Below are 19804 nucleotides of genomic sequence, written 5' to 3'. Positions count from 1 at the left end.
GCAAGCGGGTAGCGCAGGGTGATGACAGGCCAGTGACAGCCTGTTGACGCGAGTTCAGGCCTTGCCAAATCCACCTGGGGTCGGCGTCGTCACGATGACCGCCTCGCCAGCGTCGAGGATGGTCTGATCGCAGGCTTTCAGCGTCTCGATCGCGCCGGTCTTGCGGCGGACCTTGGTCGAACCGGCCTCGCCGTCCCCGCCTCCGTCCAGTCCCCGCGGCGGGCGGTTGCGATGCGAGGACAGGATCGCGCATTCCATTTTTTCGAGGAAGCGGATGGTGCGCCTGGTGCCGTCGCCGGCATTCCATTTGCCTTCGCCGCCGGAGCCTTCGCGGATATGAAAATCCTCGAGCAATACCGGGAAACGCAGTTCCAGCACTTCCGGATCGGTCAGGCGCGAATTGGTCATATGGGTGTGGACGCCGGAGGTGCCGGCAAAACCGCGGCCGTCGTTCATCCGGCCGGCCGGCGAGCCCGAGCAGATCGTCTCGTAATACTGATACTGCTTGTTGCCGAAGGTGAGATTGTTCATCGTGCCTTGCGCATTGGCCATCGCGCCCATGGCGCCGAACAGCGCGTTGGTGACGTGTTGCGAGGTCTCGACATTACCGGCGACGACCGCCGCGGGATAGGCGGGTTTCAGCATCGAGCCGTCGGGAATGATGATGTTGATCGGCCGCAGACATCCGGCATTCATCGGGATGTTGTCTTCGACCATGACGCGAAAGGCATAAAGCACCGCGGCACGGGCGACTGGCTCTGGCGCATTGAAATTGTTCTTCATCACGGGCGACGTTCCGGTGAAGTCGACGGTGGCTTCGCGCTTCCGCCGGTCGACCGATATCTTCACCTTGATCATTTGGCCGGTGTCGGTCGGATATTCGTATTCCGAACTGTCGGGCAGCCGCTCCAGAACGCGGCGCACGCTTTCGGCGGCATTGTCCTGGACATGGCCCATATAGGCTTCGACCACATCGAGGCCGAAATGCGCGACCATCTTGCGCAGCTCGGCGACGCCCTTTTCGTTCGCGGCGATCTGCGCCTTGAGGTCGGAGATGTTCTGGTGCGGATTGCGCGCCGGGTAGGGGTGGTTGGTGAGCAGCGTCTCCAGGTCCTTCTCGCGGAACCGGCCGCGATCGACGATGCGGAAATTATCGAACAGCACGCCTTCCTCGTCGACGGTTGTGGCAAGCGGCGTCATCGAGCCGGGCGCGGTGCCGCCGATGTCGGCATGATGGCCACGCGAGGCGACGTAGAAGAGGATCTCCTCCCCCCTCGAGGGGGAGGTGGCGGCGAAGCCGCCGGAGGGGGTCGTTGCGGCAGTGCTCGACGCACTTGTGGTGCCTTCTGCGAGGACCCCACCCGGCCGCTTCGCGGCCACCCTCCCCTCCAGGGGGAGGGAAAACACCGGTGTCACCACTGTGATATCAGGCAGATGGGTGCCGCCATTGTAAGGCGCATTCAGCGCAAAGACGTCGCCGGGGTGAATGTCGCCGGAATTGAGCCGGATGATGGTCTCCACCGAGCGGTCCATCGAGCCGAGATGCACCGGCATATGCGGTGCATTGGCGACCAGCGCGCCATCCCGGTCGAAAACCGCGCAGGAGAAATCGAGCCGCTCCTTGATGTTGACGGAATAGGCGGTGTTTTGCAGCGTTACGCCCATCTGCTCGGCGATCGACATGAACAGGTTGTTGAAGACCTCCAGCATCACCGGATCGGCTTCGGTGCCGAGTGCGGCCTGTCGGCGCTTCTTCTCGACGCGCCGCATCAATACGTGGTCCTTGGCGGTGATCTCGGCCTGCCAGCCCGGCTCGACGATAATGGTCTGGTTCGGCTCGATGATCAAAGCAGGGCCGGCGATCTTGTTACCAGGCTTCAGCGTTTCGCCAGGGAAGATGCCGGCGTCGCGCCAGACGCCGTCGACAAAGATTTTCCGGTTCCCGGAAGGACTTGCGGCCATGTCTTCAACAACTGAATCGCTTTCGTCGCGGCCGGTGCCGCCGGTATCGGTACCTTCGACGCCGATCGATTCGACGATCATCAGCTTGTCGTCGTAGACAAAGCCGAACTGCGCCTTGTGCGCCAGTTCGAAGTCCGCCTTGGCCTGCGCAATCGAGCCGTGCCCGAAGTTCACAGGCAGCGCGGTATCGGTGCCGTCGTAGCGGATCTGCAGCACCGGTCTCGAGGCGACCGCGTCTTCGCTGATGCCTTGCGCGGCGAGTTCGTCGATGACGGCTTTGCGCAGCGTCGCGATGAGTTCATCGATCGCTGGCCCGGAATTGTCCGCCAGCGGCTTCAGCAGCGCCTGCTGGCGTGACGCAAATACAGAGGATAGGCCGATGCCGTATGCCGAGAGCAGGCCTGAGAAGGGATGGATCAGCACCGCCTCCATGCCGAGCGCATCGGCGACCAGGCAAGCGTGCTGGCCGCCGGCGCCGCCGAAGCAGTTCAGGAGGTATTCGGTGACATCGTAGCCGCGCTGCACGGAAATCTTCTTGATGGCATTGGCCATGTTTTCGACGGCGATGGTGATGAACCCTTCGGCGACGGTTTCCGGGGAGCGGCCGTCGCCGATCTCGGCGGCAAGGGCCGCGAATTTTTCGCGAACCGTCTGGACGTCGAGCGGTTCGTCCTGGCCCGGTCCAAAAATAGCCGGGAAGAACTCGGGCTGCAGCTTGCCCAGCATGACATTGGCGTCAGTGACGGCCAACGGGCCGCCGCGCCTGTAGGCGGCCGGGCCGGGATTGGCGCCGGCCGAATCCGGCCCGGCGCGAAAGCGGCCGGCCTCGTAATGGAGTATCGAGCCGCCGCCTGCAGCGACGGTGTGGATGCGCATCATCGGCGCGCGGATGCGCACGCCGGCGACCTCGGTGTCGAAGGCGCGCTCGTAGTCGCCATCGTAATGGGCGACATCGGTGGAGGTGCCGCCCATGTCGAAGCCTATGACTTTGCCGAAACCGGCGAGTTTTGCCGTCTCAACCATGCCGACGACACCGCCGGCCGGGCCGGACAACAGCGCATCCTTGCCCTGGAACATGTCGGCGGCGGTGAGGCCGCCCGACGACATCATGAACATGAGGCGAGGGTTTTCCTTCCCCCTTGAAGGGAGGGTGGCGGCGAAGCCGCCGGGTGGGGTCGGCTCGACTGGGTTCGACACTCTGGCGGTGCCTTCTGAGATGACCCCCTCTGGCTGCTGCGCAGCCATCTCCCCCACGAGGGGGGAGATTGGCGCGGCACCCAGTTCCGCCGCAACCCTTTGCACATACCTTGCCAGGATCGGCGACAGATAGGCGTCGACCACGGTGGTGTCGCCGCGGCCGACCAGCTTGATCAGCGGCGAGACCTCGTGACTGACCGAGACCTGCGAAAATCCGAGTTTTCTGCAGACCTTCGCAACTGCCTTTTCGTGATCGGGATGTTTCCAGGCATGCATGAAGACGATCGCGACCGCATCGATGCCGTCCGCCTTGGCTTGCTCAATAGCCGGGCGTACGGAAGCAATGTCGAGCAGGCGCTCGACACTGCCGTCGGCGCGAACCCTTTCGTCGATCTCGACGACACGCTCATAGAGCTGTTCGGGAAGGATGATCTGCTTGGCAAAGATATCGGGCCTGGCCTGATAGGCAATCCTCAGCGCATCGCGGAAGCCTTTGGTGATGAGCAGCAGCACACGGTCGCCCTTGCGCTCGAGAAGCGCATTGGTGGCAACCGTGGTGCCCATCTTGACATCGCCGATCAGAGCGGAGGGGATTGGAGCGCCGGGTTGGACGCCGAGCAGCTCGCGAATGCCCTGGATGGCAGCGTCGGCATAGGCTTCGGGATTTTCCGAAAGGAGTTTCCTTGGATGCAGCCCGCCTTGCGGGTCACGGCCGATGACATCGGTGAAGGTGCCGCCACGGTCGATCCAGAAATCCCATTTTGCGGTCATGGCAGTGGCTCCCGGGATTTTTCCCTGTTCGATCTGTTAGCTTGCGAGGCCCTGACCGGCAATCGTCAAATGATTGGAATATGTTACAGGCAGAAATGCAACGTTACGAAACTCATGCGCAGCTTACGCATTGTGTCCTCGACCGCCGCCGGTAACGGAGGCGTGATTAGAGGAGAGATATCATGAAGAAACTCATTCTTGCGTCGGTGTCGGCGCTTGCGTTGCTTGGCCTTGCCGCCTGCAGCAACAGCGGCACCGACAACACCACGACGCAGAGCACCAACCCGCCGGCATCCGACCAGACGATGAAGCCGGCTGCTCCTGACGCAAACAAGCCTGCCGAGCCGGCTCCGGCTCCGGCGCCTGCGCCGGCTGCTCCGGCTCAGTAGTCAATGTGACAACCAAGGAAAGGCTGGCCTCACAGGCCGGCCTTTCTGCTGCTTACGAGACCAGCGCCTGGCGGCCGAGTGCGACGACGTGAGCGCTGGCGCCAGCCGCCTCAGGCAAATCGATTGGGCCAGCCCCTGCGGCACTGTCTTGGCTTGATAGCGATGGGTGGTTGGCCCTATGAAGCCCCCATGTCGATTTGGGACCGCCTTGGCGACTTCGTCGCACGCGTTTCATCTTCAGCGTCGTCAGGCGTCGCCGAAGTGGTCGAGGCCGTGCGCACGGTTTTCTCCGGCGATGCCGATCTGCGCCGGCGCGTCGCCTTCTCGGTGGCGATGATCGCCCTGTCGGCCAAGATGGCCAAGGCAGACGGCATCGTCACGCAAGACGAGGTGCGCGCCTTCCAGGAAATATTCGAGGTGCCGAAGGAACAGAGGCGCAATGTGGCGCGGCTCTACGATTTGGCCAAACGCGACATTGCCGGTTTCGAGACCTATGCCGAGCGGATGGCGCAGCTTTGCGGTTCGGGCCATTCGAACTGCCTGATGCTCGAGGACATACTCGACGGGCTGTTCCACATCGCCAAGGCCGACGGGCTGGTGCATGAGCGCGAGGGCCAATTCCTGCATCGCATCGCCGAGATATTCCGCATCGATGAGGCGCATTACCAGAGCATCCTGGCCCGGCATGTCGATCTGGGTGCGGCCGATCCTTATATTGTGCTCGGCATCGAGCGTGGCAAGCCGTTCGAGGAGGTCCGCAGGCGCTACCGCAAGCTGGTCTCCGACAATCATCCGGACCGGCTGATCGCACGCGGCCTGCCGCAGGAATTCATCAAGATCGCGACGACCAGGCTGGCGGCGATCAACGCGGCCTATGAAATGATCGAGCGAGGCCTGCGGCACGCATGAGCGGCTTTCCGCCCGATGAGCCGAGCGCCGAGGTCAGGGTATCGCCGAATTTCGGACCACGGCGCGGGACGCTCGGACCCGATATGATCGTGCTGCACTACACCGGCATGGCAACCGGCGCCGGTGCCGAGGAATGGCTTTGCGATCCGGCAAGCGAGGTCTCGTCGCACTACCTGGTCCATGAGGGCGGCCGCATTGTTCAGATGGTAAGGGAAAGCGACCGCGCCTGGCATGCCGGCAGGAGTTCGTGGTTCGGGCTGAACGACGTCAACTCCTGTTCGATCGGCATCGAGATCGTCAATCCGGGGCATACGCTCGGCTATCGCAACTTTCCAAAACCGCAGATCGACGCGGTGATCGGCCTGTGCGCCGGCATCGTCGAGCGCCATTCCATTCCGGCGCAGCGGGTGCTTGCCCATTCCGACGTGGCACCGGGGCGAAAGGTCGATCCAGGCGAGAAATTTCCATGGAAGGCCTTGTTTGCTGCCGGTATCGGCCATGTTGTGCCGGCAGCACCGATCCGGCGCGGCGCCGTGCTGAAGCCAGGCGATACCGGCGCCGAGGTAGAGGCGCTGCAGTCGATGCTGGCGCTCTATGGTTATGGCGTCGAGATCACCGGCACTTTCGACCGGCAGACCGAAATCGTGGTCGAGGCATTTCAGCGGCATTTCCGGCTGCGCCTGGTCGATGGCATGGCTGACGGATCGACGATCCGCACGCTGGAAAGGCTGCTCGCTTCCGTAAGGATAGCCTCTCTCAAATAATCTTTTGCCAGCTTAAAAGTTACAATCTGTTACTCAAAGTGACTTGCGTCGCCTTCTTTGGCGCCAATTCCGTCGTCAAAGGCGATCCGTACAGATTGTCGGACGTCTATCCCCCCACATGTTCCGATGTTGATTGAGGGTATCTGCGCGAAGTTCTTTGTGCAGATCAAACAGAACAGGATCACATGCAGAAATTGACCGTTTTAACGGCAGCCATTGCTGCCGGCGTAATGACTTTTGCCTTCAGTGCGGCGAACAGCGCACCGCTGAGCCAGCGGGCCGATCAGGGCTTCAGTGCCGCAGCCGGCAAAACCGCCATGCCGAAGGGTGGTGCAAAAGTAGAGAAGACCGCCACCGCAAAAGTGGAAAAAGCGGCTGCGGTAAAGACGAAAAAGCCAGTCTCCGCGAAAAGGCCAACCGCTGCGAGAAAGACAATCGCCAAACAGCATGTGAAGCGTAACCGCAAACGCATCGACCGCATGGCAACGGCGTCAGTCGCTCCGAAGAGCAGGCCAGCGCCTCAGGCGGCGGTAGTCGGCGGCAGCGGACAGTATTCGGCGATCATTGCGCGTTATGCCGCCAGCTATGGCGTCCCGGTGTCGCTCGCCAACGCCGTCATCAAGATCGAAAGCAACTACCAACCGAACCAGGTCGGCAGCGCCGGCGAGATCGGCCTGATGCAGATCAAGCCGGCGACGGCAAGGATGATGGGCTATAGCGGTTCGGTTCAGGGTCTCTACGATCCCGATACCAACATCAAATACGGCATGAAGTACCTTGCCATGGCGCGGGATCTCGGCGGCGGCACGACCTGCGGCACGATCCTGAAATACAATGCCGGCCACGCCGCCACACGGATGAACCCGGTGTCCGCAGCCTATTGCGGCAAGGTCAAGGTGCAGCTGGCAGCACTTGGAGCGCCCGCCTGACAAGCGACAACTTGCTTTTTCGTTTGCGTTTTCGGGCCTGAACCCCTTTATACGCCTTGCCAGCTGGCCGGGCGGCCGCACCCGCGAAGCCGAAAGGCTGCGGGTGAGGAAAGTCCGGGCTCCATGGAGACACGGTGCCGGTTAATGACCGGCGGGGGCGACCCCAGGGAAAGTGCCACAGAAAGCAAACCGCCACGATCCAATCGTGGCAAGGGTGAAAGGGTGGGGTAAGAGCCCACCGCGCGACTGGCAACAGGAGCGGCACGGTAAACCCCACCGGGAGCAAGACCGAATAGGGGCGGTGCGAGGGGAAACCCTCGAGGGCTGTTTCCGGCTCACCGTCCGGGTAGGTTGCGTGAGGCGCATGGCAACATGCGCCCAAGATGAATGGCCGCCACGTTCTCGCCCCGTAAGGGGCGAGGGCCATACAGAACCCGGCTTACAGGCCAGCTGGCAGTTTTCCCCGATAAAAGGAAATCTCCTGATATCAGCAGGTTGCGTCTTCGGGCGCAGCCGTTGATTCACTTTCGACCCCTGCAGCCGAGCGCGACAATCCTTGAAATTGGTACGATTTAATCGTACCATTGAGAGATTGATCAGGAGTGCGCCATGGGCCACGTTGACAAACGCAGCATCACGCTATCGCCGGAACTGGCGGCGGCGGTCGACGACGTGGTCGCCGCCGGCGAATATGCCTCGGCGAGCGAGGTGATCCGCGACGCGCTGCGGCAATGGAAGGACCGGCGCGACCTGCTCGGCTACACGGTCGAGGAATTGCGCAAGCTGGTGCAGGAGGGGATCGACAGCGGACCGGGACGGTTTGCGTCGATCGACGAAATAAAGGCCGAAGCGCGGAGACGATTGAAACCCGACAGCGCGGCATGAATTTGCTGCCCATCATCCGAACCGCAAATGCGGAAGAGGATTTGATCGCGATCTGGCTTCATGTTGCGCAAGACAGCGAGGCTGCGGCCGATCGATTGCTCGATCGGATCGAAGCCCGCTGGCAGCAAGTGGCCACTTATCCCTTCTCAGGTGCCCCGCGCGAAGACATCGCGCCCGGCATCCGTCACCTGATCGTCGGCGTCGAAGAGGCGATCGAAATCGTTCGCGTCCTCCACGGCCGGCGCAAGATCGACGCCGATTCAGCCACCGATTGCGTCTAGCGACGCCTCGATCGCCTGCCAAAGCTCTTCCACCGGCTCGCAGCCGATCGACAGGCGAACGAAGCCGGGCGGAACGGCATCTCCCCTTTTTGATCGCCGTTCGGCCGAAGTGTGCACGCCGCCGAACGACGTCGCTGCCTGCATCAAGGCGCAATTGTTGATGAAATCCTCGGCCCTGTCCTCCGAGGCGAGCACGAACGAGATGAGAAAGCCGAAGCGCTCCATCTGGGCGCGGGCAAGATTGTGCGATGGATCGCTCTCCAGTCCCGGAAAGCGCAAGCCGCTGATCGCGCGATGGTTTTTCAGCCGTCGCGCTATCATTTCGGCGGAAGCGCACATGCGGTCGAAGCGCACGTCCAGCGTTTCGAGGCCGCGATGCACCAGCCATGCCTCGAACGGCCCGGGGATAGCGCCCGACGCCTCGCGCCAGTCGGTCACCCTCGAGATAATGTCCGCGTCGCGGCTGGCGACATGGCCGAACAGCACATCGGAATGGCCGTTTGGTGCCTTGGTGTCGGCGGCAATGACGATATCTGCACCGAGATCGAGCGGGCGCTGGCCGAAAGGCGTCATCGTCGTGTTGTCGACCACAAGCACCGCACCCGCTCTATGCACGGCCTCGGCGACGGCTGCGATGTCGCATATGTCCAGTCCTGGGTTGGCGGGCGTTTCGACGAAGGCAAGCCGATACCTATCGAAGCCGCCGTCGAGGAAGCTCGATGTTGGCCGGACATCATAAGCGACGCCGAAGGACTTCAGGAAGCGCTCTGCCAGCGCTCTCGTCGTGTGATAGCCGTCGGACGGCAGCAGGATACGGTCGCCGGCTTTGAGCAGGCCGAAAAATACCGCCGAGATGGCAGCCATCCCCGAGGGGAAGGCGACGCATGGGGCGTCTTCCAGATGCGCCAGCATGTGCTCGACCGCATCCCAGGTCGGATTGCTGAAGCGGCCATATTGATCGTAGCCGGTGGCGTCGCCGGGCGCATGAAAGATGGCGGCCATGGTCAGGGGCAAGGGGATCGGGTCGCCCTTGGCAAGCCTGCCGCGATACAGATGGGGAAGTGCCGCGGCGCGCGACTTGGCTGTTTCGGACATGGTTTCAACCTCGTTACTGACCGGAAAAGGAGATGCCGAGGCTATGCGCGGCAGCGATCCGCAGCAAGCCGGCTCCGGTTGGGCCACACGGCTCTAAACGCTTCGTTAGGCTTAATAGACGATAAAGACGGGAGTGCCGTCAAAGCTGCTCTCCCCAGTCGTGGCAGGCGCGTTTTGAAGACTGTTCCCGTTGACGCCCATAACACCCCATGATATCCCATTCCGATACTCAAGCCTTCGTTCCGTGTCAGGGTGAAGCGTACGCCAATCGGGCAGCCGCGGCGGCAGCGCGTTTGCCTGCGTTCGCCCTTCACAACGAAGCGGGTTTTGGACGTCGACCGGGCCGGGGCGGCGCGGACAGGAAGATGCAGAGGGGTGCGGCGGCGCAAGCGGCCGTAACGCGTAATGGACCGGTTTCTGTCGAACGCGGTGAACAGGATCGATGCGAAGGGACGGGTGTCCGTGCCGGCGCATTTCCGTGCCGTTGTGCAGAAACGCGGCTATTCGGAACTTTATGCGCTACGCTGCCTGGATCGCCCGGCGATGGATGTCGGTGGGCTCGACCTGCTCGATCGCTACGAGCAGCGTATCGCCCAGGAAGACCCGTTCCTGCAGACGGCGGACGATATGTCGTTCTTCTGCCATGGCGATGGAACGTTTCTGAAGCTCGACCAGGACGGCCGTATCACGATGAGCGATTTCATTCGCGAGCATACCGGCATTTCAGCGGAAGTGGCCTTCGTTGGCCGCGGCAATTTCTTTCAGATCTGGGAGCCGGGACGGCTCAGCGCCTATGGGACGGAAGCACGCGCCCGGCTTTTGCAGCTTCGGCAGGGGACGAAGCCCGAGGAGCGGCCGGAATGATGGCGGGCGACGGCGATGAAGTTCATGCCGTTGGCGGACCAGCCCGTCACATTCCGGTCCTCCTTGCCGAAGTTCTGGAGGCGCTGGCGCCGACAAAAGGCGAGGTGATCGTCGACGGCACGTTCGGTGCCGGCGGCTACACCAAGGCCATTCTGGCAAGCGGAGCCTCGGTCGTCGCCATCGACCGCGATCCGGATGCGATCGCGGCGGGGCGGGCCCTTGAACAGCAGTCCGGCGGCAAGCTCAGGCTTGTCCAGGCACCGTTCTCGACGCTCGACGAGCAGGTTGAAAGTGCCGATGGCGTCGTGCTCGACATCGGCATCTCCTCCATGCAGATCGACCAGCCGGAGCGCGGCTTTTCATTCCGGGCCGATGGACCGCTCGACATGCGCATGGCGCAGGCGGGCCTGAGCGCCGCCGACGTCGTCAACACCTTCAAGGTGGGCGATCTTGCCCGCATCTTCGGTTTTCTCGGCGAGGAACGCCATGCCGGGCGCATCGCCCGCATGATCGAGAGCCGTCGCGAAAGACGCCCCTTCGAGCGCACGCTCGACCTTGCCGATGCCATCGAGACGCATATCGGTCGCGCGCCGAAAGACAAGATCCATCCGGCCACCCGCGTTTTCCAGGCGCTGCGCATCTTCGTCAATGACGAACTCGGCGAACTGGCCAAGGCACTGTTTGCCGCCGAGCGCGTGCTGAAACCGGGCGGGCGGCTTGTCGTGGTGACCTTCCATTCCCTCGAGGACCGCATCGTCAAGCGCTTCATCGCCGACAGAGCCGATTCAGCGACCGGATCGCGGCACCTGCCCGAGGCGCAGGCGCGCACCGCCACCTTCACCAAGAAGGGCGGCGGCGTGACGCCTGGCGATGCCGAGATATCGGCAAATCCGCGGGCGCGCTCGGCAAGGCTGCGCACTGCAATCCGTACAGAGGCGCCGGCGCGTGCCGGCGATTTTTCGATCTTCGGCCTGCCAAAACTGCCTGGCCCAAAGCTTCCCGGCGCCGATCGACCGGGAGAGAGGTGAGCACGTGTTTCGTACCAGCGACATAGTCCTGATCGCCGTCATGGTTTCGGCGGCTGCCCTGACCTACAAGACCAAGCGCGAGGCCGAGGAGCAACTGGCGGCAGTGCACAAGATCCAGGCGCAGATCCGTTATGAGGAGGACACGATCGACCTGCTCAAGGCGGACTGGAGCCTGCTTACCCAGCCGTCGCGCCTGCAGAAGCTCACCGAAATCTACAAATCGCAACTCGGACTCGAGCCGGTCAATGCGCGCCAGATCGTCGGGCTGGACGATCTGCCGGCGAAACCCGTCAACATCGAGGACCTTTCATCGCAGCGGCTGGGCGGCATGGCCGATATCGGCGGCAAGGATCCCGTGGTGACCGGAGGCATCGTCCAATGATCACCGGATTTCCAATGGCTGCCAGATTTCCAAAGATTGGCAGGCTGCTGAAGCGCGGTTCGAAGCCCGGCGCGGGCGGATCGATCGTGGTCGAAGGTGCCCGCAAGGCGACCGGTGGCAAGGGCAGGACCCGCATCGTCATGACGATGGCGGTGTTCTTCGGCATCTATTCGACCATTGCCGGGCGGCTGGTCTATCTGGGTTTCCAGAATCCCGACCTGTCGGGCGGGCCGCAGAGCCGGGTGACGGCATCGCGACCCGACATCGTCGACCGTAACGGCGAAGTGCTGGCGACCGACATCAAGACCGCGTCGCTGTTTGCCGAACCGCGCCGCATCGTCGATGCCGACGAGGCGATCGAAAAGCTGTCGACGGTGCTTCCCGAGATCGACTACGAGCAGACATATAACAAGCTGAAGAGCGGCGCCGGGTTCGTCTGGCTGCACCGGCAACTGACGCCGAAGCAGCAGGCCGACATCATGCAACTCGGCATCCCCGGATTCGGCTTTCGCACCGAAAAGCGCCGGTTCTATCCGGCCGGCGAAACCTCGTCCTACATTGTCGGCCTCACCAACATCGACAATCAGGGCATCTCCGGCATGGAGAAATACATCGACGAACAAGGCTTGAGCGACCTTCAGGCGTCGGGTCTGGCGGTGGCCAAGGATTTGAAGCCAGTGCAGCTCTCGATCGACCTGCGCGTCCAGCATATCGTGCGCGACGAGGTCGCCACCGGCATGGAAAAGTACCACGCGATCGCGGCGGGCGCCGTTGTGCTCAACGTCAAGACCGGCGAGGTGCTGGCGATGGCGTCGGTTCCGGATTTCGATCCGAACAACCCCTATAACGCGCAGGACAAGGACCGGCTCAACCGTATGTCGGCCGGCCTCTATGAAATGGGGTCGACCTTCAAGAGCTTCACCACCGCCATGGCGCTCGATTCCGGCAAGATAACGCTGCAAAGCCGTTTCGACGCGTCGCGCCCGATCAGGATCGGCCATCAAACCATCCATGATTTCCATGGCAAGGGCCGAGTACTGTCGGTGCCGGAAGTGTTCATCTACTCCTCCAATATCGGCTCTGCCAAGGAAGCCGAAGCGGTTGGCATCGACGGACACCGCGAATTCCTGCATCGCCTGGGAATCCTCGAGAAGATGCAGACCGAACTGCCGGAAGTCGCTCGGCCGACCGAGCCCAAGGTCTGGAAGCAGGTCAATTCGATCACCATTGCCTTCGGCCACGGTGTGTCGACGACGCCGCTGCAGACAGCGGTCGGCTGCGCCGCGCTGATGAATGGCGGCTATCTGATGGACCCGACCTTCCTGCCGCGCACGCAGGAGCAGGCGATGGCGGTGGCCAAGAAAGTGGTCAGCGACAAGACGGTCGAGGGCATGCGCTATCTCTATGCACTCAATGCCGAAAAGGGATCCGGCCGCAATGCACGGGTGCCAGGATACCGGGTGGGCGGCAAGACGGGAACGGCGGAGAAGGTTGTCAACGGCCGTTACTCGAAGGAAAAGAATTTCAACGCCTTCGTTGCGGCTTTCCCGATGGACGATCCGCAATACATAGTGCTTACGATCGCCGACGAACCGAAGCCGGAAAAGCCCGGCATGGGTGCTACGGCCGCCTCGAACGCGGGCATCATGGCTGCAAACATCATCCGACGTGCGGCTTCCATGCTTGGCGTGAAGCCAGATTTCAGCCATGAAAATGGTGCAACGCTGGTTTCCTATCAGTGATTCTTGGGGCGCGCCGGCAACTGCGCGCTATTTTGTTGCGATGAACGGGGTTCGATGAAGCTGAAAAATCTAGCCGGTATCCTGCCTGTCGAGGGGACAGCTTCCTTCGACATGGAGGTTACAGGGATTTCGTCGGATTCCCGCCAGGTAACACGGGGCGTCGTCTTTTTCGCGCTCACCGGCTCCAAGGCGGATGGCGCAGCCTACGCAGCCGATGCCGCGAGCCGAGGCGCTGCAGCGATCGTGGTCGGCAAGGGCGGTGCCGTCGCCGGGCTGCCAGTCCCGGTTCTTGCCGTAGACGATCCGCGCCTTGCGCTGGCGCTGAGTGCTGCACGTTTTTTCGGCATGCAACCGCAAACCATGGTCGCGGTGACCGGAACCAGCGGCAAGACCTCGGTCGCCGCATTCACCCGGCAGATATGGGAGCAGGCGGGTTTCGCCGCCGCCTCGATCGGCACGACCGGCGTGGTGGCGCCAGGCCGCAACGAATATGGCTCGCTGACCACGCCGGATCCGGTGGCACTGCACAGGCTGCTCAAGGAGCTGGCGGAGGCCGGCGTCACCCACGCCTCGATGGAAGCGTCCAGCCATGGCCTCGACCAGCGCCGGCTCGACGGCGTCAAGCTTGCGGCCGGCGGCTTCACCAATCTCGGCCGCGACCATATGGACTATCATCCGACGGTCGAGGACTATCATCGCGCCAAATTGCGTCTGTTCGACGCGCTGCTGCCGAAGGGCGCGCCGGCGGTCATCTTTGCCGACGACCCGTGGTCGGAGCCGACGATCAAGGCGGCGCGGGCAGGGGGACTGAATGTGCTGACGGTCGGCCGCCACGGCGATTTCCTGCGGCTGAAGCGGGTCGAGCACGAGCGCCACCGCCAGCGCGCCGAGGTCGAAGCGGACGGCGTTCTCCATGAAGTCGACTTGCCGCTGGCCGGCGACTTCCAGATTGCAAATGCGCTGGTGTCGGCCGGCCTCGCTATTTCGACTGGAACATCTGTTGCCAAGGCGTTGATGGCGCTGGAGAAATTGAAGGGCGCGCCGGGACGGCTCGACCTTGTCGGGACGGCCGCCAACGGCGCACCGGTCTATGTCGACTACGCGCACAAGCCGGATGCGCTGGAAAACGTGCTGGCTTCGGTGCGCCCCTTTACCACCGGCCGCGTCATCGTCGTATTCGGTTGCGGCGGCGACCGCGACCGGGGCAAGCGGCCGATCATGGGCGAGATCGCCACAAGGCTGGCCGACGTCGTCATCGTCACCGACGACAATCCCCGCTCGGAAGTACCCGAGACGATCCGCGCCGCGATCCTGGCGGCCGCACCTGGCGCCATCGAGATCGGCGACCGGCGCAAGGCCATCCACGAGGCGGTCGGGATGCTTCACGCTGGCGACACGCTGATCGTGGCCGGCAAGGGCCATGAGGAAGGCCAGACCATCGGCACCGAGACGCTGCATTTTTCCGATCATGAGGAAGTTCGCTCGGCGCTGCGGGAGCAAGCGACGTGAGCTATCTGTGGACCTCCGAGGCGCTGGTTGCCGCCATGGATGGCCGGCCGCTCGGTCCGATGCCTGAAGGCATCGCCGGCATTTCCATCGACAGCCGCAGCCTGCAGCCGGGAGACGCTTTCTTCGCCATCAAGGGCGAGGCCATGGACGGCCATGATTTCGTCACCGCCGCCATCAAGGCGGGCGCCGGGGTGCTGGTCGTCGCCGAGGGCAAGCTGCCGTCGCTGGGGCGGCTGACGGCACCGATGATCGTCGTGGAGGACGTGCTTGTCGCTCTGGAAAAGCTCGGCGTTGCCGCGCGCGCACGCTCAAAGGCCAGGGTGATTGCCGTGACCGGGTCGGCGGGCAAGACCACCACCAAGGAAGCACTGCGCCACGCTCTCTCGGCGGTCGGTACGGTGCATGCATCGGCCCAGTCGTTCAACAATCACTGGGGGGTGCCGCTGACGCTGGCGCGCATGCCGCAGGATTGCGACTATGCTGTCTTCGAGATCGGCATGAACCATCCCGACGAGATCCGGCCTCTGGTCAAGATGGTCCGGCCGCATGTCGCCATCGTCACGTTGATCGCGGCGGCTCACCTCGGCTTCTTCCGCAACCTGGACGAGATCGCCAAGGCCAAGGCAGAGGTTTTCGAGGGACTGGAGCCCGGTGGCGCCGCCCTTCTCAACCGCGACGATGCGCGCTGGAAGCTGCTGGAGAAGATGGCCAAAGAGGCCGGCGTCGAGCATGTCTACGGGTTCGGCGAGAATGCCCGGGCGACCTTCAAACTGATCAAATGCGAGCTCAATGCCGATCACTCGGTCATCACCGCCAAGATTGGCGGGCACGAGATTGTCGCCAGGATCGGCGCGCCGGGCCGCCATATGGTGCAGAATGTGCTCGCGGTGCTTGGTGCCGCGCATCTGGTCGGCGCCGACGTCACCAGGGTTGCGCAGGCGCTGGCCGATCTTTCGCCCGAACGCGGACGCGGCAAGCGCTATGTGTTGCGTCACCCCAACGGGCCGATCACGCTGATCGACGAGAGCTACAACGCCAATCCGGCGTCGATGAGCGCTGCAATGGCACTGCTCAACACGACGCCGGTGTCGGGCGAGGGCAGGCGCATTGCCGTGCTCGGTGATATGCTCGAGCTCGGCAGCCATTCGGCGAAATTGCATGCCGCGCTTGCCGGTCTGATCGTCGGCACCGACACGCGCACGGTCTTTCTCGGCGGTCCGGAAATGCGGGCGCTGGCCGACGTTTTGCCCGGCGAGATCAGGACGGAGTACCGCGCCGGTGCGGAAGATCTGAAACCGATTCTTCTATCGGAATTGAAGCCCGGCGACGTGGTCATGATCAAATCGTCGAAGGGCATAGGCTTTTCAAAGCTGGTCGAGGCGTTGCTCGGCAAGTTTCCGGCGGAAGCCACAACCAGCAGACAGACCTAGGATCGGTCCGGGGGACGCAAGCGCATGCTAACACTGCTCGTCGAATTTGCGGACAAGATCTCGGTCTTCAACGTCTTCCGCTACATAACATTCCGCACCGGCGGAGCGCTGATCACAGCGGCGCTGATCGTGTTCATCTTCGGACCGACCATCATCAATTCGCTGCGGCTGCGGCAAGGCAAAGGCCAGCCGATCCGTGCCGACGGGCCGCAGACGCATTTCAAGAAGGCGGGAACGCCGACAATGGGCGGACTGATGATCCTGTCCGGCATCGTCGGTTCGTCGCTGCTGTGGGCGAACCTGTCGAGCATCTACGTCTGGGTGGTCCTGCTGGTGACGCTGGGATTCGGCTCGATCGGCTTTTACGACGATTATCTCAAAGTAACCAAGCAATCGCATCTCGGCTTCTCCGGCAAGGCGCGGCTGGGGCTCGAATTCGTCATCGCGGGCATCGCCGCCTGGGTGATCATGCATAACGGCCAGGCGCCGTTCTCGTCATCGTTGACATTCCCTTTCGCCAAGGAGTTTCTCGTCAATCTCGGCTGGTTCTTCATCCCGTTCTCGTGCTTCGTCATCGTCGGCGCCGGCAATGCGGTGAACCTGACCGACGGTCTCGACGGGCTGGCGATCGTGCCGATCATGATCGCCGCCGCATCCTTCGGCGTCATCGCCTATCTCTCCGGCAACGCGGTGTTCGCCGAATATCTGCAGATCCATTTCGTGCCCGGCACCGGTGAACTTGCGGTGGTCCTTGGAGCGGTGATCGGCGCCGGGCTTGGCTTCCTCTGGTTCAATGCGCCGCCGGCGGCGATCTTCATGGGCGACACCGGCTCGCTGGCGCTGGGTGGGCTGATCGGCACGGTCGCGGTGGCGACCAAGCACGAGATCGTGCTGGTCATCGTCGGCGGCCTGTTCGTCGTCGAGATATTCTCGGTCATCATCCAGGTCGGCTACTTCAAGATGACCGGCAAGCGCGTCTTCCTGATGGCGCCGATCCACCATCATTTCGAAAAGCTCGGCTGGACCGAAAGCCAGGTGGTGATCCGCTTCTGGATCATCGCCGTCATCCTGGCGCTGGTCGGCCTGTCGACCCTGAAGCTCAGATAGGAGGCCGCTTGATCCCCGCCGCATCCTTTTCAGGCAAGCGCGTTTCGCTCTTCGGGCTCGGTGGCTCGGGGATTGCCACGGCGCGCGCGCTGATCGAGGGCGGCGCGGATGTGCTGGCCTGGGACGACAATCCCGACAGCGTCGCCAAGGCCGGCGCGGTCGGCATCACGACAGCGGACCTGCGCGGTGCGGACTGGGCGAGGTTTTCCGCCTTCGTGCTGTCGCCCGGCGTGCCGCTGACGCATCCCAAGCCGCACTGGACCGTCGAGCTGGCGCGGGGCTCAGGCGTGGAGATCATCGGCGACATCGAGCTTTTCTGCCGCGAGCGGATGCTGCTGGCACCGGCAGCACCTTTCATTGCCATTACCGGCACCAACGGCAAGTCGACGACCACGGCACTGACGGCGCACATCCTAAAATCGGCTGGGCGCGACACGCAGATGGGCGGCAATATCGGCCGCGCGGTGATGACGCTCGATCCGCCGCAGCCTGAACGGCACTATGTGGTTGAGTGCTCTTCCTACCAGATCGATCTTGCCCCTTCGATCAATCCGACGGCCGGTGTGCTGCTCAACCTGACGCCGGACCATCTCGACCGCCATGGCACGATGCAACACTACGCCTCGATCAAGGAGCGGCTGGTGGCCGGCAGCGAGACGGCAATCATCGGTGTCGACGATTCCTGGTGCGCCCAGATCGCCGATCGGCTGGAGCGGGCCGGCCGGCAGGTCATCCGCATCTCCAAGCGCCTGCCGCTGACCGACGGTTATTTCGCTGACGGCACCAACTTAATGGAAGCCGTGCACGGCCGCTACAGCCGTGTCGCCTTCCTCGAAGGCATCGGCTCGTTGCGCGGCCAGCACAATGCGCAGAACGCGCTGGCCGCCGCCGCGGCCTGCCTCAAGGTCGGGCTCGAGCTCGGCGAGATCCAATCCGGACTGGAGAGTTTCCCTGGGCTGGCGCACCGCATGGAGCAGGTCGGCCGCAAAGGGCATGTGCTGTTCGTCAACGATTCCAAGGCGACCAACGCCGATGCCGCTGCACCGGCGCTGTCGAGCTTTGCGCGTATCTACTGGATTGCCGGCGGCCTGCCGAAAGAGGGCGGCATCGAGCCGTTACGCGGCTTCTTCCCGCGCATCGCCAAGGCCTATCTGATCGGCGAAGCCGCACCGGCCTTTTCGGCGACGCTGGGCGAAGCGGTGCCCTACGAGATATCAGGCACGTTGGCGGCGGCAGTCGAACACGCCGCCCGTGATGCGGCCAGGGATAGTAGCGGCGAGGCTGTGGTGCTGCTGTCGCCGGCATGCGCCAGTTTCGACCAGTTCAAGAATTTCGAAGTCCGCGGCGAGGCGTTCAGGCAAGCCGCAACCGCCATTGATGGCGTGAAGCCCATCGGAGGGACACGATAATGCAAAGCCGTCTCGACAAAAGCCCTGTGGCGACCTGGTGGTGGACGATCGATCGCTGGTTCCTGGCGGCGTTCCTGTCGCTGATGGGGCTCGGCATCGTTTTGTCCTTCGCCGCAAGCCCGGCGGTGGCCGAGCGCATCGGGCTAGACAGTTTCCACTTCGCGACACGCCAGATTATCTTCACCATTCCGGCGCTTGGGGTAATGCTGGCCGTCTCGTTCCTTGAATCCAGGCAGATCCGGCGCATGGCGCTGGTCATGTTGTGCATCATGCTGTTTCTGATGGTGGCGGTGCTCTATATCGGCGTCGAGGTGAAGGGCGCGCGGCGCTGGGTGTCGCTAGCCGGCCTGTCGATCCAGCCGTCCGAGTTCCTGAAACCGGCCTTCGTCATCATCTGCGCCTGGTTGTTCGCCGAGCACAAGCGCCAGCCCGACATTCCGGGCAATTTGTTCGCCATGTTGCTGCTTGCACTGGTCATCTCGCTGCTGGTGGCGCAGCCTGACCTTGGGCAGACCATGCTGGTGCTCGGCACCTGGGGGGTGATGTTCTTCATGGCCGGATTGCCGTGGCTGTGGATCGTCGCGCTGGGTGCTGCAGGCGTCGGCGGCGTGTTCGCCGCCTATGCAGTGTTCCCGCACGTTGCCGGCCGTATCGACCGCTTCATGACCGGCGAGGGCGACACGTTCCAGGTCGACATGGGCCGCGAGGCGCTGATCAATGGCGGCTGGTTCGGCGTCGGGCCGGGCGAGGGTACCGTCAAGCGGGTCATCCCCGACAGCCACGCCGACTTCGTCTTCTCTGTCGCCGGCGAGGAATTCGGGCTGATCATGTGTTTCTTCATCATGTCCATCTTCGGCTTCATCGTGCTGCGCGGTCTCAACACGGCGCTCAGGGAGCAGGACGATTTCACCCGCTACGCGGTTGGCGGCCTGGTCACGGTCTTCGGCCTGCAGTCGGTCATCAACATGGCCGTCAATCTGCAGCTGATGCCGGCCAAGGGAATGACGCTGCCGTTCATCTCCTACGGCGGCTCTTCGCAGATCGCGATCGCCATCTCGATGGGCATGGTGCTGGCGCTGACGCGCAAGCGCCCGGAAAAGCGCAAGCAGCTGGGCTTCATGCCGTCGCCGCGTGCGATGCCGGCGGAGTGA

The 19804-nt window shown here is 63.1% G+C and carries 17 protein-coding genes and 1 other RNA gene; 16 read left to right on the top strand and 2 right to left on the bottom strand.

The window, feature by feature from the left end; translation table 11 throughout:
• Nucleotides 1-54: 54 nt before the first annotated feature.
• Nucleotides 55-3930: a hydantoinase B/oxoprolinase family protein gene (locus tag NKI29_RS17140; RefSeq protein ID WP_352755748.1), complete on the bottom strand. Its 3876-nt coding sequence runs from the start codon at nucleotides 3928-3930 to the stop codon at nucleotides 55-57.
• A gap of 182 nt (nucleotides 3931-4112) precedes the next feature.
• Between NKI29_RS17140 and NKI29_RS17135 the strand changes: the two genes are divergently transcribed.
• From NKI29_RS17135 to NKI29_RS17105, 7 genes are all read left to right on the top strand, one after another.
• Nucleotides 4113-4319 (top strand): hypothetical protein, encoded by a 207-nt coding sequence (locus NKI29_RS17135; protein ID WP_023676780.1) that lies wholly within the window; start codon nucleotides 4113-4115, stop codon nucleotides 4317-4319.
• Between the two features lie 189 nt (nucleotides 4320-4508).
• Entirely contained in the window at nucleotides 4509-5228 is a 720-nt protein-coding gene (locus NKI29_RS17130; protein WP_352755750.1) for a TerB family tellurite resistance protein, read from the top strand.
• Nucleotides 5225-5992, top strand: coding sequence for an N-acetylmuramoyl-L-alanine amidase (locus tag NKI29_RS17125; RefSeq protein ID WP_023676778.1), 768 nt, complete (start codon nucleotides 5225-5227; stop codon nucleotides 5990-5992). Before NKI29_RS17130 ends, NKI29_RS17125 begins: the two co-directional genes overlap by 4 nt.
• Before the next feature lie 185 nt (nucleotides 5993-6177).
• The gene (locus tag NKI29_RS17120) at nucleotides 6178-6921 is read left to right on the top strand and encodes a lytic transglycosylase domain-containing protein (protein ID WP_352755752.1); all 744 of its coding nucleotides are present in this window, start codon (nucleotides 6178-6180) and stop codon (nucleotides 6919-6921) included.
• Nucleotides 6922-6980: 59 nt separating this feature from the next.
• Nucleotides 6981-7379, top strand: an RNA gene (gene rnpB, locus NKI29_RS17115) — RNase P RNA component class A.
• A 151-nt stretch (nucleotides 7380-7530) separates the two neighbouring features.
• Entirely contained in the window at nucleotides 7531-7806 is a 276-nt protein-coding gene (locus tag NKI29_RS17110) for a type II toxin-antitoxin system ParD family antitoxin (RefSeq protein WP_023676776.1), read from the top strand.
• On the top strand, nucleotides 7803-8087 hold the full coding sequence (locus NKI29_RS17105) for a type II toxin-antitoxin system RelE/ParE family toxin (protein ID WP_352636619.1): 285 nt from the start codon (nucleotides 7803-7805) through the stop codon (nucleotides 8085-8087). The genes NKI29_RS17110 and NKI29_RS17105 overlap by 4 nt, the downstream gene beginning before the upstream one ends.
• Here the strand turns inward: NKI29_RS17105 and NKI29_RS17100 are convergent.
• Nucleotides 8067-9182: a cystathionine gamma-lyase gene (locus NKI29_RS17100; RefSeq protein ID WP_352636620.1), complete on the bottom strand. Its 1116-nt coding sequence runs from the start codon at nucleotides 9180-9182 to the stop codon at nucleotides 8067-8069. The genes NKI29_RS17105 and NKI29_RS17100 overlap by 21 nt on opposite strands.
• 405 nt (nucleotides 9183-9587) lie before the next feature.
• On the opposite strand from NKI29_RS17100, the gene mraZ reads away from it, so the two are divergent.
• Genes mraZ through ftsW form a run of 9 tightly spaced genes read left to right on the top strand, consistent with a single transcriptional unit; the run spans nucleotide 9588 to nucleotide 19804 of the window.
• Nucleotides 9588-10046, top strand: coding sequence for a division/cell wall cluster transcriptional repressor MraZ (gene mraZ / locus NKI29_RS17095; RefSeq protein ID WP_352456172.1), 459 nt, complete (start codon nucleotides 9588-9590; stop codon nucleotides 10044-10046).
• Complete coding sequence (rsmH, locus tag NKI29_RS17090) at nucleotides 10043-11074, top strand: 16S rRNA (cytosine(1402)-N(4))-methyltransferase RsmH (protein ID WP_352755755.1); 1032 nt, start codon at nucleotides 10043-10045, stop codon at nucleotides 11072-11074. Before mraZ ends, rsmH begins: the two co-directional genes overlap by 4 nt.
• 4 nt (nucleotides 11075-11078) lie before the next feature.
• Nucleotides 11079-11456, top strand: a complete 378-nt coding sequence (gene ftsL / locus NKI29_RS17085) for a cell division protein FtsL (protein WP_023676771.1) — start codon at nucleotides 11079-11081, stop codon at nucleotides 11454-11456.
• A gap of 14 nt (nucleotides 11457-11470) precedes the next feature.
• Nucleotides 11471-13198, top strand: a complete 1728-nt coding sequence (locus NKI29_RS17080) for a peptidoglycan D,D-transpeptidase FtsI family protein (protein WP_352796751.1) — start codon at nucleotides 11471-11473, stop codon at nucleotides 13196-13198.
• A gap of 54 nt (nucleotides 13199-13252) precedes the next feature.
• Nucleotides 13253-14707, top strand: a complete 1455-nt coding sequence (locus NKI29_RS17075; RefSeq protein WP_352680268.1) for a UDP-N-acetylmuramoyl-L-alanyl-D-glutamate--2,6-diaminopimelate ligase — start codon at nucleotides 13253-13255, stop codon at nucleotides 14705-14707.
• On the top strand, nucleotides 14704-16137 hold the full coding sequence (locus tag NKI29_RS17070; RefSeq protein ID WP_352755758.1) for a UDP-N-acetylmuramoylalanyl-D-glutamyl-2,6-diaminopimelate--D-alanyl-D-alanine ligase: 1434 nt from the start codon (nucleotides 14704-14706) through the stop codon (nucleotides 16135-16137). Before NKI29_RS17075 ends, NKI29_RS17070 begins: the two co-directional genes overlap by 4 nt.
• A gap of 24 nt (nucleotides 16138-16161) precedes the next feature.
• Nucleotides 16162-17244, top strand: coding sequence for a phospho-N-acetylmuramoyl-pentapeptide-transferase (mraY, locus tag NKI29_RS17065; RefSeq protein ID WP_023676767.1), 1083 nt, complete (start codon nucleotides 16162-16164; stop codon nucleotides 17242-17244).
• Between the two features lie 8 nt (nucleotides 17245-17252).
• Nucleotides 17253-18653, top strand: a complete 1401-nt coding sequence (murD, locus tag NKI29_RS17060) for a UDP-N-acetylmuramoyl-L-alanine--D-glutamate ligase (protein ID WP_352570481.1) — start codon at nucleotides 17253-17255, stop codon at nucleotides 18651-18653.
• Nucleotides 18653-19804: a putative lipid II flippase FtsW gene (gene ftsW / locus NKI29_RS17055; protein WP_352456168.1), complete on the top strand. Its 1152-nt coding sequence runs from the start codon at nucleotides 18653-18655 to the stop codon at nucleotides 19802-19804. The genes murD and ftsW overlap by 1 nt, the downstream gene beginning before the upstream one ends.

This window comes from Mesorhizobium sp. M0678, assembly GCF_040320505.1.
GTDB lineage: Bacteria > Pseudomonadota > Alphaproteobacteria > Rhizobiales > Rhizobiaceae > Mesorhizobium.
The sequence above is the reverse complement of the archived record's forward strand: the minus strand, read 5'-3'. Positions and strand labels throughout refer to the sequence as shown.

Bases quoted from the DNA above. Each gene is read 5' to 3' on its own strand.
- NKI29_RS17140 (WP_352755748.1), bottom strand. From the start codon at position 3,930: ATGACCGCAAAATGGGATTTCTGGATCGACCGTGGCGGCACCTTCACC.
- NKI29_RS17135 (WP_023676780.1), top strand. From the start codon at position 4,113: ATGAAGAAACTCATTCTTGCGTCGGTGTCGGCGCTTGCGTTGCTTGGC.
- NKI29_RS17130 (WP_352755750.1), top strand. From the start codon at position 4,509: ATGTCGATTTGGGACCGCCTTGGCGACTTCGTCGCACGCGTTTCATCT.
- NKI29_RS17125 (WP_023676778.1), top strand. From the start codon at position 5,225: ATGAGCGGCTTTCCGCCCGATGAGCCGAGCGCCGAGGTCAGGGTATCG.
- NKI29_RS17120 (WP_352755752.1), top strand. From the start codon at position 6,178: ATGCAGAAATTGACCGTTTTAACGGCAGCCATTGCTGCCGGCGTAATG.
- NKI29_RS17110 (WP_023676776.1), top strand. From the start codon at position 7,531: ATGGGCCACGTTGACAAACGCAGCATCACGCTATCGCCGGAACTGGCG.
- NKI29_RS17105 (WP_352636619.1), top strand. From the start codon at position 7,803: ATGAATTTGCTGCCCATCATCCGAACCGCAAATGCGGAAGAGGATTTG.
- NKI29_RS17100 (WP_352636620.1), bottom strand. From the start codon at position 9,182: ATGTCCGAAACAGCCAAGTCGCGCGCCGCGGCACTTCCCCATCTGTAT.
- mraZ (WP_352456172.1), top strand. From the start codon at position 9,588: ATGGACCGGTTTCTGTCGAACGCGGTGAACAGGATCGATGCGAAGGGA.
- rsmH (WP_352755755.1), top strand. From the start codon at position 10,043: ATGATGGCGGGCGACGGCGATGAAGTTCATGCCGTTGGCGGACCAGCC.
- NKI29_RS17080 (WP_352796751.1), top strand. From the start codon at position 11,471: ATGGCTGCCAGATTTCCAAAGATTGGCAGGCTGCTGAAGCGCGGTTCG.
- NKI29_RS17075 (WP_352680268.1), top strand. From the start codon at position 13,253: ATGAAGCTGAAAAATCTAGCCGGTATCCTGCCTGTCGAGGGGACAGCT.
- mraY (WP_023676767.1), top strand. From the start codon at position 16,162: ATGCTAACACTGCTCGTCGAATTTGCGGACAAGATCTCGGTCTTCAAC.
- ftsW (WP_352456168.1), top strand. From the start codon at position 18,653: ATGCAAAGCCGTCTCGACAAAAGCCCTGTGGCGACCTGGTGGTGGACG.